Origin of the sequence: Pseudomonas sp. SGAir0191 (assembly GCF_002812565.2) — a bacterium.
In the GTDB taxonomy this organism is placed as follows: Bacteria; Pseudomonadota; Gammaproteobacteria; order Pseudomonadales; family Pseudomonadaceae; genus Aquipseudomonas; species Aquipseudomonas parafulva_B.
Window position 1 is genome coordinate 2,971,719 of record NZ_CP025035.2, and the last position, 14,915, is coordinate 2,986,633.

General features: G+C 52.8%; 18 protein-coding genes, 1 tRNA gene and 2 pseudogenes. 11 read left to right on the forward strand and 10 right to left on the reverse strand.

Going from position 1 to position 14,915, the window contains the following annotated elements:
• Positions 1-419: 419 nt before the first annotated feature.
• On the forward strand, positions 420-614 hold the full coding sequence (locus tag CWR53_RS13375; protein ID WP_100852650.1) for a hypothetical protein: 195 nt from the start codon (positions 420-422) through the stop codon (positions 612-614).
• A 209-nt stretch (positions 615-823) separates the two neighbouring features.
• Here the strand turns inward: CWR53_RS13375 and CWR53_RS13380 are convergent, their stop codons facing one another.
• The 4 genes from CWR53_RS13380 to CWR53_RS13395 form a co-directional block, all read right to left on the reverse strand.
• Complete coding sequence (locus CWR53_RS13380) at positions 824-1,378, reverse strand: hypothetical protein (RefSeq protein ID WP_100851822.1); 555 nt, start codon at positions 1,376-1,378, stop codon at positions 824-826.
• A 95-nt stretch (positions 1,379-1,473) separates the two neighbouring features.
• A complete protein-coding gene (locus tag CWR53_RS13385; protein ID WP_100851823.1) occupies positions 1,474-1,863 on the reverse strand; it encodes a hypothetical protein in 390 nt (129 codons plus the stop codon).
• A 52-nt stretch (positions 1,864-1,915) separates the two neighbouring features.
• Complete coding sequence (locus CWR53_RS13390; RefSeq protein WP_100851824.1) at positions 1,916-2,350, reverse strand: hypothetical protein; 435 nt, start codon at positions 2,348-2,350, stop codon at positions 1,916-1,918.
• Between the two features lie 48 nt (positions 2,351-2,398).
• Positions 2,399-2,794 (reverse strand): DUF6957 family protein, encoded by a 396-nt coding sequence (locus CWR53_RS13395; protein ID WP_088512412.1) that lies wholly within the window; start codon positions 2,792-2,794, stop codon positions 2,399-2,401.
• A 264-nt stretch (positions 2,795-3,058) separates the two neighbouring features.
• On the opposite strand from CWR53_RS13395, the gene CWR53_RS13400 reads away from it, so the two are divergent.
• From CWR53_RS13400 to CWR53_RS13410, 3 genes and pseudogenes are all read left to right on the forward strand, one after another.
• Complete coding sequence (locus CWR53_RS13400) at positions 3,059-3,385, forward strand: helix-turn-helix domain-containing protein (RefSeq protein WP_256596040.1); 327 nt, start codon at positions 3,059-3,061, stop codon at positions 3,383-3,385.
• A 195-nt stretch (positions 3,386-3,580) separates the two neighbouring features.
• A pseudogene (locus CWR53_RS23235) lies at positions 3,581-3,968 on the forward strand (DUF1264 domain-containing protein); the annotation flags it as partial.
• Between the two features lie 310 nt (positions 3,969-4,278).
• A pseudogene (locus CWR53_RS13410) lies at positions 4,279-4,467 on the forward strand (general stress protein).
• Positions 4,468-4,532: 65 nt separating this feature from the next.
• Here the strand turns inward: CWR53_RS13410 and CWR53_RS13415 are convergent.
• From CWR53_RS13415 to CWR53_RS13430, 4 genes are all read right to left on the reverse strand, one after another.
• Positions 4,533-5,552 carry a hypothetical protein gene (locus CWR53_RS13415; protein ID WP_138031824.1) on the reverse strand — a complete coding sequence of 340 codons (1,020 nt, stop codon included), beginning with the start codon at positions 5,550-5,552 and terminating at the stop codon, positions 4,533-4,535.
• Between the two features lie 13 nt (positions 5,553-5,565).
• Positions 5,566-6,726: a relaxase/mobilization nuclease domain-containing protein gene (locus CWR53_RS13420; RefSeq protein WP_100851825.1), complete on the reverse strand. Its 1,161-nt coding sequence runs from the start codon at positions 6,724-6,726 to the stop codon at positions 5,566-5,568.
• Entirely contained in the window at positions 6,723-7,016 is a 294-nt protein-coding gene (locus CWR53_RS13425) for a ribbon-helix-helix domain-containing protein (protein WP_100851826.1), read from the reverse strand. Before CWR53_RS13425 ends, CWR53_RS13420 begins: the two co-directional genes overlap by 4 nt.
• Positions 7,017-7,355: 339 nt before the next feature.
• A complete protein-coding gene (locus tag CWR53_RS13430; RefSeq protein ID WP_181405430.1) occupies positions 7,356-8,738 on the reverse strand; it encodes an integrase family protein in 1,383 nt (460 codons plus the stop codon).
• A 75-nt stretch (positions 8,739-8,813) separates the two neighbouring features.
• Here CWR53_RS13430 and CWR53_RS13435 point away from each other — a divergent pair.
• Positions 8,814-8,898, forward strand: a tRNA-Leu gene (locus CWR53_RS13435).
• A 465-nt stretch (positions 8,899-9,363) separates the two neighbouring features.
• Here the strand turns inward: CWR53_RS13435 and CWR53_RS13440 are convergent.
• Positions 9,364-9,555 (reverse strand): hypothetical protein, encoded by a 192-nt coding sequence (locus CWR53_RS13440; RefSeq protein WP_058603379.1) that lies wholly within the window; start codon positions 9,553-9,555, stop codon positions 9,364-9,366.
• 436 nt (positions 9,556-9,991) lie between these two features.
• On the opposite strand from CWR53_RS13440, the gene adhP reads away from it, so the two are divergent.
• Positions 9,992-11,002 (forward strand): alcohol dehydrogenase AdhP, encoded by a 1,011-nt coding sequence (gene adhP, locus CWR53_RS13445; RefSeq protein ID WP_100851827.1) that lies wholly within the window; start codon positions 9,992-9,994, stop codon positions 11,000-11,002.
• A gap of 102 nt (positions 11,003-11,104) precedes the next feature.
• On the opposite strand, the gene CWR53_RS13450 is transcribed toward adhP, so the two are convergent.
• Positions 11,105-11,332, reverse strand: a complete 228-nt coding sequence (locus tag CWR53_RS13450) for a hypothetical protein (protein WP_100851828.1) — start codon at positions 11,330-11,332, stop codon at positions 11,105-11,107.
• Between the two features lie 365 nt (positions 11,333-11,697).
• On the opposite strand from CWR53_RS13450, the gene CWR53_RS13455 reads away from it, so the two are divergent.
• The 5 genes from CWR53_RS13455 to CWR53_RS13475 all read left to right on the forward strand — a co-directional run bounded on the left by CWR53_RS13455 (position 11,698) and on the right by CWR53_RS13475 (position 14,880).
• A complete protein-coding gene (locus CWR53_RS13455; RefSeq protein WP_058603382.1) occupies positions 11,698-11,919 on the forward strand; it encodes a hypothetical protein in 222 nt (73 codons plus the stop codon).
• Positions 11,920-11,955: 36 nt separating this feature from the next.
• Positions 11,956-12,192, forward strand: a complete 237-nt coding sequence (locus CWR53_RS13460; protein WP_100851829.1) for a hypothetical protein — start codon at positions 11,956-11,958, stop codon at positions 12,190-12,192.
• Between the two features lie 129 nt (positions 12,193-12,321).
• Positions 12,322-13,308 (forward strand): DUF1852 domain-containing protein, encoded by a 987-nt coding sequence (locus CWR53_RS13465; RefSeq protein WP_100851830.1) that lies wholly within the window; start codon positions 12,322-12,324, stop codon positions 13,306-13,308.
• Between the two features lie 27 nt (positions 13,309-13,335).
• Positions 13,336-14,373 carry a methionine synthase gene (locus tag CWR53_RS13470; protein ID WP_100851831.1) on the forward strand — a complete coding sequence of 346 codons (1,038 nt, stop codon included), beginning with the start codon at positions 13,336-13,338 and terminating at the stop codon, positions 14,371-14,373.
• A 72-nt stretch (positions 14,374-14,445) separates the two neighbouring features.
• The gene (locus CWR53_RS13475; protein WP_058603385.1) at positions 14,446-14,880 is read left to right on the forward strand and encodes an N-acetyltransferase; all 435 of its coding nucleotides are present in this window, start codon (positions 14,446-14,448) and stop codon (positions 14,878-14,880) included.
• Positions 14,881-14,915: the final 35 nt, after the last annotated feature.

The following is a 14,915-nucleotide window of genomic DNA, read 5'->3' on the forward strand; positions in this document are numbered from 1 at the left end:
ATCATAAATTGCTTGGCACTCCTGATACCATTGGGTATCCCGAGCATCAAATCGTGTCGCCTTTAGAAAATCCTGCGTATGCAGACTGCGCAACCATCAGTGACATCGAAGCACGATTTGAGCGCCTGAGAAATTACCAGGCCAACCATAACGAGGTAACGTTCCCATGCGCCACTGTTAAAGTGCTTAGGGTCGAGCCCTTAGAGGAGAGTTGGTTCGTGAAAGGCTGGGATCACCCGCAGAACGTCGTACACGCTCAGGGATAGCTGGATGCCGCGCCTATGCTTGTGGCATCAAGTTGTGAGGGTCATGGTTCATCCCCTACCGCCCCGCATGGCAGCTGGAGAGCCCCCAGCTATAAGCAGACCGGATGCGAACATGCCATAATTCTGGCCTTGTACGTTCATCGTGACGTGATCATGACGCTTACAGATGCAATTATTGTCCTTCTTCTCGCCGAGAAAATTCACGGTACTGAAGAAGCCATTCGCAAATCGGCGAAGAACATGGCGAAGAAGCTACCCCGCAGCAAGCGCGGCATCATGTTCGACATCGCGGATAGTAAGAATCCTCGTGACTTGATGCGGCACATAGCTTTGGGTCTGGGCGACTGACACCTCCAAGAAGCCTCCAGAGAACGCCTCAAGGATTATCTAGAAAAGGGTGACTCGGTACGACTTGTAGCACTTGCTCATGCAAGCGGAGCGCGCAGGCCTCAGGCCGGAGGCGTGAAGGATGGAAGCCCGAAGGGCCGAGCCCCGCAAAGCGTGACTCGGTTTACGACAGCCTGGCCGCAAAGCGGCACGCCCTAGCGCACTGGACTTTACTTGTGAAGCTTACTGAACCGCTCAACCACGACACTGGGAGCAACACTTGGCCAGGCTTCCAAATCCGCCGACTTGCGCCAGAAATCAATAGCGCGCCAAAGAAAGTACATTCCAGGAATTGCTCCACCAATCATCGAATAGCTGTGCAGCACGGGTATAGCTCCCGTCGTAGGGTGCTCTGCGAGCACTGGTAGAAGCGCAAGAAGAAATACTGCTACGTATGCCACGACAAACCAAATAGCTCCATGGAACATCATATACACAGGTGTGGCCAAGCGAAGCTTGGTAAGGCTGCGAATCCGCCCGCTCTCCTCCTTAAACGCATACACCGCCCCGTGATTTTTGAGTTTATTTTTGGACTTCTTGTAAACACAATAAAAGTCGTAGTGCTTGCCGGCCTCAATCTCTTCATAGAGCTGAGTGGGAATGACAGTGTTTGGAACCAGCACACCATCTATTTTCATGATGACTTGGACACTTCCCTCTCGATGCTCAAAAACACGAATATCTTCAAGCTTCCCAGAGACCTTGATGTAATCAGTGGCTGCCACGCTACAACTCCTGTCAAAAAATCTAATGCCTAGCGATAGGCAAAGGGAGACCGCAGGCAGCTCTGAATAGAGCTACCTTGTTCAAAAATTAGGGTTTACTGGAGCCGGTTCGGGCTTGTGAAAAAGGTTTTAGCCCCGCCCTTCAAAAACTCCCGCAGCCCTGCACGCCCACCATCCTTCCGGAAAGTAGCAATGACGTAACGGGAACGTTGAGTAGTCGCTACCCAGAAGCGCCCCTCCTTATGCAACGACTGGATGTCAGAGCTGCGTAGGTAGTGCCCGTCAGCAAATCGCCCATCCGGGCTAGCATTTACATGGCCGAAAACAACTCCTACAGCACAAGCAGCAATGATCTGCGCGTTCACCAGGTACGCGGTGACAGGCTCTGCATACCCTTGGCCTGCGGCGCGCGCAATGCGCAGAAGATCAAAATCTGTGTACCGCCTGCTGTGCAAATCGATGGAGTAGGTATTTGACGCTGCCAAGTAAAGCTCCTTGCATGGCTGAACCCAGCCAAAAACTGATCACGAAATGGAATTACACCGGAGCCCGGTAAAGCTCTCTCACCTGCCGAAGAGAGCCATGATCAAAACCATCCTCATGGTAGTCGTTGTAGATCTGACCACTCTCGACCTCGAGCAGGCATACCGGGCAGTCGTTCCTGTCAAAACCCATAGACACTGACTTCAGTCGCTCCATACGCCACGTCGCAGTGCCATTCAGCCGCGCAGGCGTAACGACCTGAACATCTTCAATCTGCAAATCATCGCCTTGGGCACTGACAAGCTCATGTAACTTGGGCTCGTCATTCAACATTTCTTGACTTGAAACGAAACGGCCATCTATCCGCCGCTTCACACTTACGTGATACCAGTGGGTAGCAAGCGCTCGGGAAACGCCATGCCAATGCATGAGCCCGTCGCCAAACATGCCGGGGATGCCAGCCATGTCGGCTTGGTGGGAACGGAACATATCTTGATCTCTAAAACAGTCGAGTCGTCACGAGCGATGCCGTGAGACCTAGAAAATTGAGAAGATGCCTTGCAGGGTTGAGGACTTACGGTACCCAGGGCCCTTCAACACGTAGACCGTGTTCCTTGTCTCGAAGAGGTACCCATCCTTGAATGCTCGAGCAATGGTTGACCTGACCCAATTGCCTGGCTCGAAGCGCCGCTGCTCGTCGTGAACAACCTTGTGGGCAAACAGGAACATGGGCTGACATCCAGCTGCCGCCACCTTGGCCAGTTCATCCTCCGTGAGAATGGCATCCATGACCACCCATTCTTCTACAACGCAAAGAGGCATCCGCTTGTAGTGCCCCCGCGCGGCGAGAAGCACACCCTCAAGGGTCAGGTCAGAGCCGACCAAGTCAACGCCTCCCTCCCCCAATAACACGTGGCTGAGTGGGCCTTCCATCAAGCATGTCCCCGCATTTCATCAACCATAAATTGCCAGCTTGGCCAGCGAATCGCCAAAAGAACAACTATAGACGTTTGTTTGGCGGCGGGCAATCGGGGCATACCTCTTGGTTTTTGGGGATTCGTAATGTCGCTCCGGTACTCCTTCGCTGCAGTGCTTCAGTTGTTGCGCCTGCGTAAAGGGATAACTCAGCCTGCCATGACCAAGCATGTGAATCAGCAGACAGTGAGTAAGTTGGAGCTGGCTAGGAGTTCCGTTTCCTTGGAAACCAGCTATAAACTCGCTGCCGGGCTCGAGATTGAGACTGTGACCCTTGTCGCCCTGACCATTGCTTCTCACGACCGTCGCACGGTTAGAGATATTCTTCTTGCATCGCTAGCTGAGGTTGAGGGCCTGGATCTAGCTGATGTCGCTGTCCCTGCCGAGCCAGAACGGCTGACTCCCATGAACATCTCAGGAGCAAGGGAAAAGCTGGAAGCAGTCCAAAAGCTAAAAGCAAAAGGACTCACTCAGGTTGAGGCTGCAAGGCAGCTGGGGATGCCAGAGTCGACGTTGCGTCGGTTGTGGCATCATGTATTGGACGACTAACCTTAAACGTCGCGCAGGGCTAGTCATTGTCCTTGTCGTCTGATGCCGCGTATTCACGTCCTTTTCACATGCGGTGTGGGAACGTTAGCTATCCCTACGTGTGATAGACCTCGCCCGCCTAGCAGCGGGCTTTCTTTTGCCGGCAATCCTCATAGACTCGACCCACTCGTTCGTTGGGCTGTCAGCTTCATTGGCCATGGCTATGAGGTCTCCTCTGGGTAGTTGATCGCCCTAGGCATTCCTGCACCTGCTGAGCATGCCCTGATGGAACGCCTGGCGCATACCTATGGGAAAACCTGGCATACCTGACACACCGATCAAGACAAAGCGCTACCTTTAGTTCTGCCGAAGTTGATGATCGGCTTTACCGCAGATGGGCAATCTGACCCGGCGATGGTAGAACAGCGCAATCGGCGCCTGGGTGTAGATGCTGCAAAAGGCTGAAATTCAAATCCCTGCAACTGATCAGGCGGATGGCTGGCGGCACCGCAAAGCGATTCATATCACCGTTCCAACCTGCGCGCATCTGCCCGGCCCTGCTACATCGCCTCCGGTGAATTCCAACAGCCGTTTCAGCCAATAGTATTTGGGGCAAAGGCAGGTACCTATGCTCTAGGGACGGCTGTCGTAAACCGCAAGGTTACGGCCCTATCCGGCTTCCATCCTCACGCCTCTGGCCCATCCGTAGGCCGGCGCGCTCCGCTTGCAATGGTGCAGATCCCTTTATCATCGATATTCATTCAGATTGTCACGACCTTTATCACGCGATAGGTCGCGCGTTACGATCTTTCGCGCACCTGGTTGGCTAGTACGAAGTTAAGAAAGCGCCCGTCCTTATCCGGCATCCGAAGAAAAACACAGGCTCTCTGTGTGAACAGACGAGGTGCGGAATCATGGCAAACGATCAAGACAAGGCTGGCCAGCGAAGCGGCACCGCACAAAACAAACCTGGTAATTTCGTAAACGACCGGGAGAAGGCTTCGGAGGCGGGCCATTAAGGTGGCCAAGTATCGGGCGGCAATTTTTCCAATGATCCACAGCGGGCATCGGAAGCCGGCCCAAAAAGTAGCGGAGAACCATAAATCGCTCAGCTTGATAAACTGTAGATTGAGAGCGATAACATAAAGTATCGCCCGCCCACTTAAAATCAGGATACAACATAACCGACGGTTGTTTTTCGCAGTCTACCCTCAGCAACTGCGGCCTTAAAAACAGCCCCAGCTCTAACATTTCCGATCCTGTTATTTTTTGCGAACTCCTTCAACGGAACCGGCGTGCCAGTTTCCATTACGCTCAAATCCTTAAGCAGAGAAACCAAAAAATCATCATTGGTCAACGGTGCAGTTTCTACAGTTTTTTGCGTTTCTCGAAGGTCGTCCGACTGCGGAAAGGCTGGCGTTTCCAGAGATTGCTCTGGCTGTGAACTTTGCATAAATTGAGCTGGTGGGAAACTGTCAGAAACTCTGGATTTCGAGAGGTCACGAAGAGAAATCAAAATCAAAGCAGGCACAATTTCCAATGCCAGGGAGAAACCCAAGCATAGCAACGTAGAAAACTCAGGGCTAATAGATGATGCTTTGCCATTAACAGATTGGATTCGCGCAATTTCTGATGAATCCTGATTCATTCTCTCAATAGCGCTATCTCGCTCCTTGGAAATTCGAGCATGGGAAGACTCTTCATAAGACAGCGCTTTGGAGACAACCCCTGTAGACCTAAGTCCAGCGGCTTGCTTGCGGACGCTTTCGGCTTCTGAGTCTAAGCGAGTGATAAGTGCTGTATCACTTGCCACCCTACCCTCCAAAAAACTGGCTCGTTGTATAGACAACGCCTTAACCTGACTCTGACTATCCAGAATCGATGACATCAGACGGTCGTATGTAGCCCACCCACTAACCACGCTCAAGATGACCGCTGAGATCGCGATTCCGCCCTTCGTCAAGATGCTGCGAAGTCTGGGAAGAACTGACCACGCAAGACACTTAAATAAGTCAAGCAACACAGCAGCGAACGCAAACAACAATGCAAACCCTTCATTCTCAACTAACGCATACACCCCAATACTTACCGACACAGCCGTGATACAAGCAAGCAATGACGCAACACAACAAAGCAATACATTCAACTTCATGCAACTGACCACATCAAAACCTAAGTTCATCTTCATATACAGCTCGACCTTATAAGTGAGACGAAAAACTCGACATTAGCCCCTCATAATATTGCTTGCCACGCCCAGGGGAATACTCAACGAAATAGCTAGCAGGCTGTCTCAACCTCGCCTTAAAATCCTCACCGAAGAACAAATTAAGCAGCCGAAGCATATCCTCAATCAGCTTGAAGATTTCGACCTGCTTAGCGGTGTATCTAATGTAGAGCCTTTTACCTCTCCCTCTACTTGAGAACTCGTAGTAGTAGAATCGAGCTGTTTCTTGCTTCTCTCTATCTCTTTTTGCAATTTCAACCTGAAGTTCGCGAATTGTTTTTGGGTCATAATGTATTCCTTCCTGTGTCGTTAGCTTGTGCCATGTAAGTCTTGAGCGCTTGAGCTGCCTGCCACTAATGTGTTTGCCATCAAATTCAAACGAGATGCCTTTGGGCTGTCCTTCATCGTTGAGCGTGAGGTGGATGTAGACTTTTTGCTTTCTCAGGGCTCTCACGAAGTGGAAAATGTCGCCGTCCTGGGCGTTGGTTGCTTCGATTGCTCCGGCGATCTTGGCGATCATCTTGTGCTTCAGCGGTAGATCATCGTCGCGGATTGATGCCTGCAGTTCTGCATGGGTAATCGATACGCCCCATGTGTCCTTTGGCTTTGGCGCTATCTGCACGTTGAATCGATCTTCGATCCTAGATACAGAGTCAAGGCTCGTTGAGCGCTCATTGCTGTCCTTTACCATGGAGAACTCATCGTTGAGCCTGATCCTGTTGGCGACGATGTGGACATGCTGGTGATCCTTGTCCTGATGCATTACTGCGACGTACTGACAGCACTCATCAAACCCAAGATCTGACAGGTAGGTCTGGACTGCTGTGCGCCACTGAGCGGTTGTTAGGGACTCACCGGGGCGCAGAGACAGCATCGCGTGAAATACCGGTTTAATGAGCTTGCCCGAGTCTATCGAGAGGCGCCTCAAGGTCTCGACCTGATCGAATTCCCTGATCATCTCTGACAACTCCGACTCGTTGCCTTGGAAGACGCCTGGCAGAGGGTCTTTGCTCATTGTGTTAAAGCTGATCGTTCGGATGCCGCTGATCTCGTGGTCGTGCTTTGTGCATCCGAATATGTATCTTATGCGCCCCTTAAATGAGCCAGCAGACTTGGGAAATATCTTGCCAATCATTGCATACCCCCAAGATTTATCTGGGCTATGTACTTCACCTTCATTAAAAGTTCGCAGCTTGGGCGGTCGGCGTTGATCATGGATGCAAGGTTCATCAGCTCGCGGGCGATATGCACAACGTCTTGGGTGACTTTTGGCTTAACCTGGCCACTGGCAACGAAGTCTCTTATAAACGCGCTTGCAGACTTGTAGCCAGCTTCAGCCATCTTTGCATTCAGAGTTTCGAGCTCAGACTTATTAAGCCTAAATGTGATTCTGGTCTCTTTGCTCTGCTTCTCAATGCTCTTCATCTTGACTCACCTTTATTATTCTAGTTATCAAGCCTTTTACGCAACACCCGGAGGGATGTGAGTATCCAGTCGCCTATTGTCTGACATAGACACAACTGGCTAAAAAGAAGCTCTCGATTTATTGTGCAACTGGAGCTTTTAGTGCCTCAATAATTAATTCAAGAAAATTGAATGTATAACCAAACCTTCGCAAAATGTGAATGCGAAATTGCAGTGCGAGAGTGCAAAACCGCAAGAAGACAAAGCGAAATCACAGTAGCCAAGTGCGAAATCACAAGACAATACTGCGACATCGCAAGCAACTATTGCGATTTCGCTTATATGTAGTGCGAACCGGTGCTAGAGCGATACTGACTTTGCGTCAAGTATTTTAGTGTCGAGTGGTCTCAAGGTGTGCAGAAAGCCACGACAAACGTATTCTTTATCAACTTTGGCGTTGGAATAAATCTCATCTTCGACCCTAGTTGCAGCTCGCCGAATCTCTGAGAGATATGCAGTTTTATAGCCGTCGGTAACGTCCACGGACTGCCCCTCCCCATCATGATTGCAGAGGACTTTGATATAAAAAGCTCCAACCTCAGCACGCTCAGCGATAGAAATGAAACTCGCTCGAAGAATTTTCCGTGGGAGATGCTTCCTATCGATAAGACTTTTAGAAACTTTAGTCAAAAAGTCCCTGACATTCGACTCACTAATCTTGGGCTGGTCGACTCCAGCAAATACGTAATCACCGCTGGCTTGCCTCATCGCATATAGCAGTTGACAATACGCAGAGTCATTAAGTACCAAGTGGAATTCCTCGGAGTTTTTTAGCGCATCAGACTCATCAGCTTTGTCGCGAGGAGGGAATACAATCGACCTGGTTTTATGACAAACATAATCTTTCCTGATCTTCTCGATTTCGCCAGGACGAACGCCCGAAAAAAGCATAAAGAGAACAGCTGCTGATGCAGTCTTAAATGAGGTTGGGACTTCGCGCCGTGGCTGTGCATCACCAATCTCGATTGCATTTGAGATAACAGCTCCAAGCTCGTTTGGATTCACCCGAATCTTGTCACGCTTGTTGTCATGCCAATTGCCTAGCGCAGTCATGATATCCACTGGATTGTAAGTATAAATACGCGCCCCTGATTCATCTTTATAAAAGACGATTGCATAGGAAAAAACTGAGCCTAATAACGAAACCGCCTTATTAGCCGAACGATTGCGCGGCTGACTCATTTTCCCACTAGCCCTCATAACTGGGGCAGTTGTTTTAGCATGTAGTTCAAGCACAATGTCATTCGTCACAGCGATCAACGCTAGATCACCATACATAGGTCTGATGTAATTATCGTAGGTTTTCGTATAATCGCCAATAGTGCTTTTAGCAAGTTTAGTTTTATTAGCAATCATCGATTCAAACGCTTCATTAACAGTAATGCTTTCCCTCAGGCTCTTTTTATGCTCCTCAACCAAAATCACATCGAGGTTAGCGTAGGTCTTTTCGGCAACCTCCCTGATAACTGGTAGCTTCGTAGACTTGTAGTCGAAGACGTCAATCTTGCGCCGCTGATCTTTGCCGTTGACCTTTCGGATGACATAAAAGGTTTTTCCACCGGCTTTAGTGACGCGTACAGCCAGGCCTTTTGTATGAGTGTCATACACATAAATCTCAGACTTACCCTCCGGGCAAACCAGGTCTCTAAGCGCATCCTTAGTAAAATTGATCTTCAATGCCACGCCCACACTCCTTCCCAGCGTCTAAACCGTTGATTTCCGCATGATTTTCGTGTCTAATCGCCTGCTTCACATCGCGCCCCGATGGTGAAATTGGTAGACACATCGCACTTAAAATGCGCCGCCGTAAGGTGTGCCGGTTCGAGTCCGGCTCGGGGCACCACGAAACACCCCTTCCCTCGCAAGACCTGGCCATCAGCGCCACATTCCCACTGATCTGTCTCTCGTGCCTAAGCTATGTGGGCCTTCACATGCCTTGAGGCTGCCTAAAAAACGATCAATGCATCCTAGTCGAAAGGCTTGGTAGTTCTTGGTAGCTGGCTTGGTAGCCGCGCCGGCAGCTCAACTCAGCTCCCAATAGCTCTGCTCAGCTCTCACAAGCCCTAGGCAGCGGTGCAATACTCACCTCAAAGCCTTGATTCTCAAAGCTTTTAAGCTCAAGTAAGCCAAGCTCAGCTCTCGTAAGCTCTCAACAGCTCTCAACAGCTCTCATAAGCGGAATGAGGGGCAGAATGACTTAAAATCTGTCGGCGTGAGCCTTGCGGGTTCGAGTCCCGCCACTCGCACCACATCCTGAAGAAGGCGCCCAAGGCGCCTTTTTTGCTGCCTGCCCTTTGCTGGCCTGCCATTACTCATCATCGCAGTCGTCGAACCACGCAGGATGATTGCGCTCGTCCTCTTCGAGTTCCTCAAACGACGACTCCTCGATTTCGTCTTGCGCCCCATGAGCATCTGGCTCGAACGCGTCTTGTTCGTCATGAAGAAACTCATGATCCAGCAAATGATCATGCTCAGGTTCGTGCAGGTCGTCGTCGCGCATATGGGCCTCAATTCAAGTAGCACGCTTGTATAGGCTCAACTGCCTCTGAGGTCAACGCCGCAGTGACTTAATCCCAGGTTAATTCCATGCGTCCAATGTAGCGGCTCTCCCTTCAAAATGTTCTTGGCCCGCTGGTTCCTGGCGGGCGTTTTTTTGTCGGTCGGTCAGCAGGGCCTGCCACTGCCGTCTCGTACATTTTCTTGGCGCACGACGCATCCATCACCTTCCCTTCACGAAATGATGACATTCACCTTGGCACTCTGAAGCTGCTCCGTATGTTCTTGCAGCCCGCCGCATTCTTGCCGCGGGCTTTTCTTTTTAGTCCCGCCCTCCACGCCCCCTGCCTTTCCATGACCTGCGGCAGTTTTCCACCTGCACGCTGGCGCTATTGTGCGTGGGCTATCTTCAAGTCAACCGGATAGACACGGAGGTTCGTATGAAAGCTGCTGTCGTAGCCCCAGGCGGTCGCGTTGAGGTGGTCGAAAAACGTGTTCGCCCACTCGAATACGGCGAGGCGCTGTTGAAAATGCAGTGTTGCGGGGTTTGCCACACTGACTTGCACGTCAAGAACGGCGACTTCGGCGACAAGACGGGTATTGTGCTGGGCCATGAAGGCATTGGCGTGGTGCAGGAAGTCGGTCCTGGCGTAACGTCCCTCAAACCAGGCGACCGCGCCAGCGTGGCCTGGTTTTATGAGGGCTGCGGCCACTGCGAGTATTGCACCAGCGGCAATGAAACGCTGTGTCGGCACGTCAAGAACGCCGGTTACACCGTAGACGGCGGCATGGCCGAAGCCTGCGTCGTCAAGGCCGACTACTCGGTAAAGGTACCGGAGGGGCTAGGGTCCGCTGCGGCCAGCAGCATTACCTGCGCAGGCGTGACGACTTACAAGGCAGTAAAGACATCCAATATTCGTCCCGGCCAATGGATCGCAATCTACGGACTTGGCGGGCTTGGCAACCTGGCACTGCAATATGCCAAGAATGTCTTCAATGCCAAGGTCATTGCGGTCGATGTCAACGAAGAGCAACTGCGCTTTGCCACTGAAATGGGTGCCGATCTTGCCATCAACCCTTCCTGCCAGGATGCCGCCAAGGTCATCCAGGCCCAGACCGGTGGCGCCCATGCCGCTGTTGTTACCGCCGTGGCCAAGGGCGCTTTCGATTCGGCCGTTGACGCGCTGCGTGCCGGTGGGCGACTGGTTGCCGTGGGGCTGCCATCAGAAGCGATGAACTTGAATATTCCACGCTTGGTACTTGATGGCATTGAGGTCATCGGTTCGTTGGTGGGCACGCGCCAGGACCTGCAAGAAGCCTTTCAATTTGCTGCCGAAGGCAAGGTGGTGCCAAAAGTCAGCCTGCGTCCCATCGAGGATATCAACCAGATCTTCGAAGAGATGCTCGATGGGCGCATCAAGGGCCGGATGGTGATCCAGTTCGAGAGTTGAACGAGGGGGCCTTACACTCAAGCTCTGCGCAGTAGGCAGCGGCCCTGTCCGTCAGGGTCGCAAGCCACTGCAATGGCGGTTTCAGGCTGATGCGCGCCGAGTTCAACGGCCCTGCCCTCGCACCGCATAGGCCGACCTTGTCGCTTTTCGGCTGCGCCCTTCATATACCCAGACTTGAGATCCTGGCAACTGCGCCATCACCTCGGCGTCCTCCGCTTCGGTTTGCGGTTTCTGGCATGCGTCCTTGCCACACGCCTGTACCCGCTCGCGCTCCTGCGACGCCGCCTCGAGCATCTTGTTCAAAGATTCGACCATGCTGGAATAGTCCATTGCCTGACTCCTTTGCGGAAGGTGTTCACCTGATGAGCCTGATCATAGCGAGCCAACCTTTCAGAAACTGGCAACGCAAAACGCAATAAATCGTGGGTCTCTTACTTGATGACCCCTACTGCCGCGCGAGGTTCAGCCAAAGCGATCAACAGGTACCTTGAGACTAGCAGTCCTTGCTGTGTTTATCTGTCTCGACATCACATCAGCCCTGATCTACGCCAGCCTTGAACAGCTATCAGGTCTGTTACGTTCGTCGGAGAAGGTCACCAAGGGCCACATATTGCGCTCTACTTAGACAGGCATCCCCGTTTCCGGTCCAGAATCCACGGAACGTGGGCGTCTCTGATTCAACAGGAGCCATTGTCATGACAGAAGAAGAAGCGCGCGATGTTGTAGAACGAATCCAACATGAACTCAGCCACCAAGCGCGGATTGCCACGCGCATTGAAATACATGATTTGGGCCTGTGGGCGCGTCTGGAGAAGGCGCACTTCACAACAAGCACTCACGGCAACCTGTTGTTCGAAAAACCGGTCGTGATCGTACCCAAGTGTGATGCGTCCTACACCATCCTCTACACCTGTTGAGCCCACTCATTCAACCGTTCAATACAGGAGTCTCGGATGAGTATCCGTAGTCTTACGAGGAACCTGCCTGCCGATCCTTACAATCCAGGGTGGGTACTGGGGTGGGGCGTATTGAGAGACCGTCATCCATGGCACTTTGTCGACGTTTACGATGATCAGCGTACGGCCTATATCGAAGCCCAGCGCCGAGGGACGGGGTATGTGGTGGAATATGGCGCTCATCGCCTGGGCTCGAACGAATTTGTCTGTGGTGTCAGCCTTCCTGAAGGCTGACACGTGCGCCTGGCTTCATGAGCAGTCTTGATCCTGTGCTGAAATCAATTCAGTAGGGACCCGGGTGCGCTCACTCTAAGATGGTCCCAACTTTACAGGGACAGACTCGACGAGTGGACCTCAATACTCATGACGCCTCAGGACATTACCTTCTCGCTCAAACGCACGCGCTTTGACGAACATTATTGCCCGTGCCAAAACACGCGGCTGACTACAAACTTTGCCAACCTGGCCAGGGGTTCACGCCGCGAACAGAACCTTCGCCAAACACTGGACATGATCAATAATCGCTTCAACGCGCTGGCGCACTGGGATAACCCTGCCGGTGACCGCTACACCGTGGAACTGGATATCGTATCGGTGCACATGCATTTCACAGCCGGGGTCACGAATACGCCGCTGCCCTTGATCGAAATACTGTCCACTACTGTGATCGATCATCAGGCAGGCAAGCGTTTACCGGGCGTAGTCGGCAACAACTTTTCGTCCTACGTGCGCGATTACGATTTCAGTATCGTGCTGCCCGCCTATAACGCCCATCGCCCGAACTTCAGTGCCCCTGCCGATTTTGGAGCACTTCACGGCAAACTTTTCAAAGGGTTTGTAGGCTCGACCGTTTACCAGCAAAACTTCATCAAGCCGCCGGTCATTTGCCTGAGCGTGTCAAGTAGCAGAACCTATGAGCGCACGGGGCATTATCACCCAGTGCTAGGGTACGAATACCGGCAAGACGAATATTCTTTGACCGATGCGTATTTCCAGAAAATGGGCTTGCGTGTTCGTTATTTCATGCCTGCCGGCAACAGGGCACCGCTGGCCTTGTACTTTTCTGGCGACTTGCTCAACGACTACACCCCCTTGGAGTTGATCAGCAGCCTGAGCACGATGGAGACTTTTCAGAAAATCTATCGCCCCGAGATTTATAACGCCAATGCAACGGCTGGCGCCACGTACCAGCCCAGCTTACAACACGAAGACTATTCCTTGACGCGCATTGTTTACGACCGTGAAGAGCGCAGCCGTTTGGCCATTGAACAAGGAACGTTTGCTGAAGCCCACTTCATCAAGCCTTACCACACGCTGCTCGAACAATGGTCTGCACACTTCGCAGACTGATCGCCTCCTCGCACAAGGTCGAATTTCATGAACAAATTGCTTCCCACCTCTACCGCTGGCAGCCTGCCCAAGCCAACCTGGCTCGCTCAGCCCGAAACCCTCTGGTCGCCTTGGAAACTGCACGGCGATGCCTTGCTAGAAGGCAAGCAGGACGCACTGTGCCTGGCGCTGCAGGAGCAGTCGAGCGCTGGGATAGACATCGTCAGTGACGGCGAACAGACGCGTCAACATTTCGTGACCACCTTCATCGAACACCTGAGCGGCGTGGACTTCGAGCACCGGCAGACTGTACGCATCCGTGATCGCTACGACGCCAGCGTCCCGACAGTGGTGGGTACGGTCGCCAGGCGCAAGTCAGTGTTCGTCGACGATGCCAGGTTCCTGCGTGGGCAGACTCGACAGCCCATCAAGTGGGCGCTCCCAGGGCCCATGACCATGATCGACACGCTGTACGACAGCCACTACAAGAGTCGCGAGAAGCTCGCGTGGGAGTTTGCCGTATTGCTCAATCAGGAAGCCAGAGAGTTGGAAGCTGCGGGTGTCGACATCATTCAGTTCGACGAGCCCGCCTTCAACGTGTTCTTCGATGAAGTGAACGACTGGGGCATTGCCACGCTCGAGCGGGCACTGGAAGGCCTGAAGTGCGAGACAGCCGTGCATATCTGCTACGGCTACGGGATCAAGGCCAACACCGACTGGAAAAAAACGTTGGGTAACGAGTGGCGCCAGTATGAAAAGGCATTTCCCAAACTCCAGAAATCCAGCATTGACACCGTTTCGTTGGAATGCCAGAACTCGCGCGTACCCATGGACCTTATCGAGTTGATCCGCGGCAAGAAAGTCATGGTCGGCGCAATCGATGTGGCCACGCACACTGTCGAAACACCCGAGGCCGTTGCCGATACGTTGCGCAAGGCGCTGGCATTCGTTGACGCCGACAAGCTCTACCCCTGCACCAATTGCGGCATGGCGCCCCTGCCCCGCTCGGTTGCCCAGGGCAAGTTGCGGGCACTGAGTGCGGGTGCTGCAATCGTACGGCAGGAATTGTCAGGTGCAGATCAGTAATAGGCGCACGTCAACTTGCGTTTGACGTTAGGGTCGCTTAGGGTCCTGCGGCGTCAAACAGGAGGTCATGACATGCTACGCCCCTATGTACTGCCGGATACCGATGCGGTACTGCAGATCTGGCTCGATGCGTCGGTCCAAGCTCACCACTTCGTGCCTCGCGCCTTCTGGGAGGGCCAGCTCGAAGCGATGCGGACCGTCTACCTGCCCGCCTCAGAGACGTTCGTCTTCGAGCGGCACGCAACCGTCGAGGGCTTCATTTCCCTGCTCGGGGAAACGGTGGCTGCGCTGTTCGTCGCGCCTGCGTCACAAGGCATGGGCATTGGTAGCCGCCTGCTCGACTACGCCAAGCAGCGCTCGGCACGCCTGGAACTGAAGGTGTACAGCGCTAATGAAAGCGCGGTCGCGTTCTACCAACGTTCTGGCTTTTCAATCGTGGCCCGTGGCGAAGATGAACACACCGGTGCCACTGAGCTGACCCTTCAGTGGCTGGCGGCGACCTCTTGAATCCATAGCTTGCGCATCACCGCCTGCGGCACCCT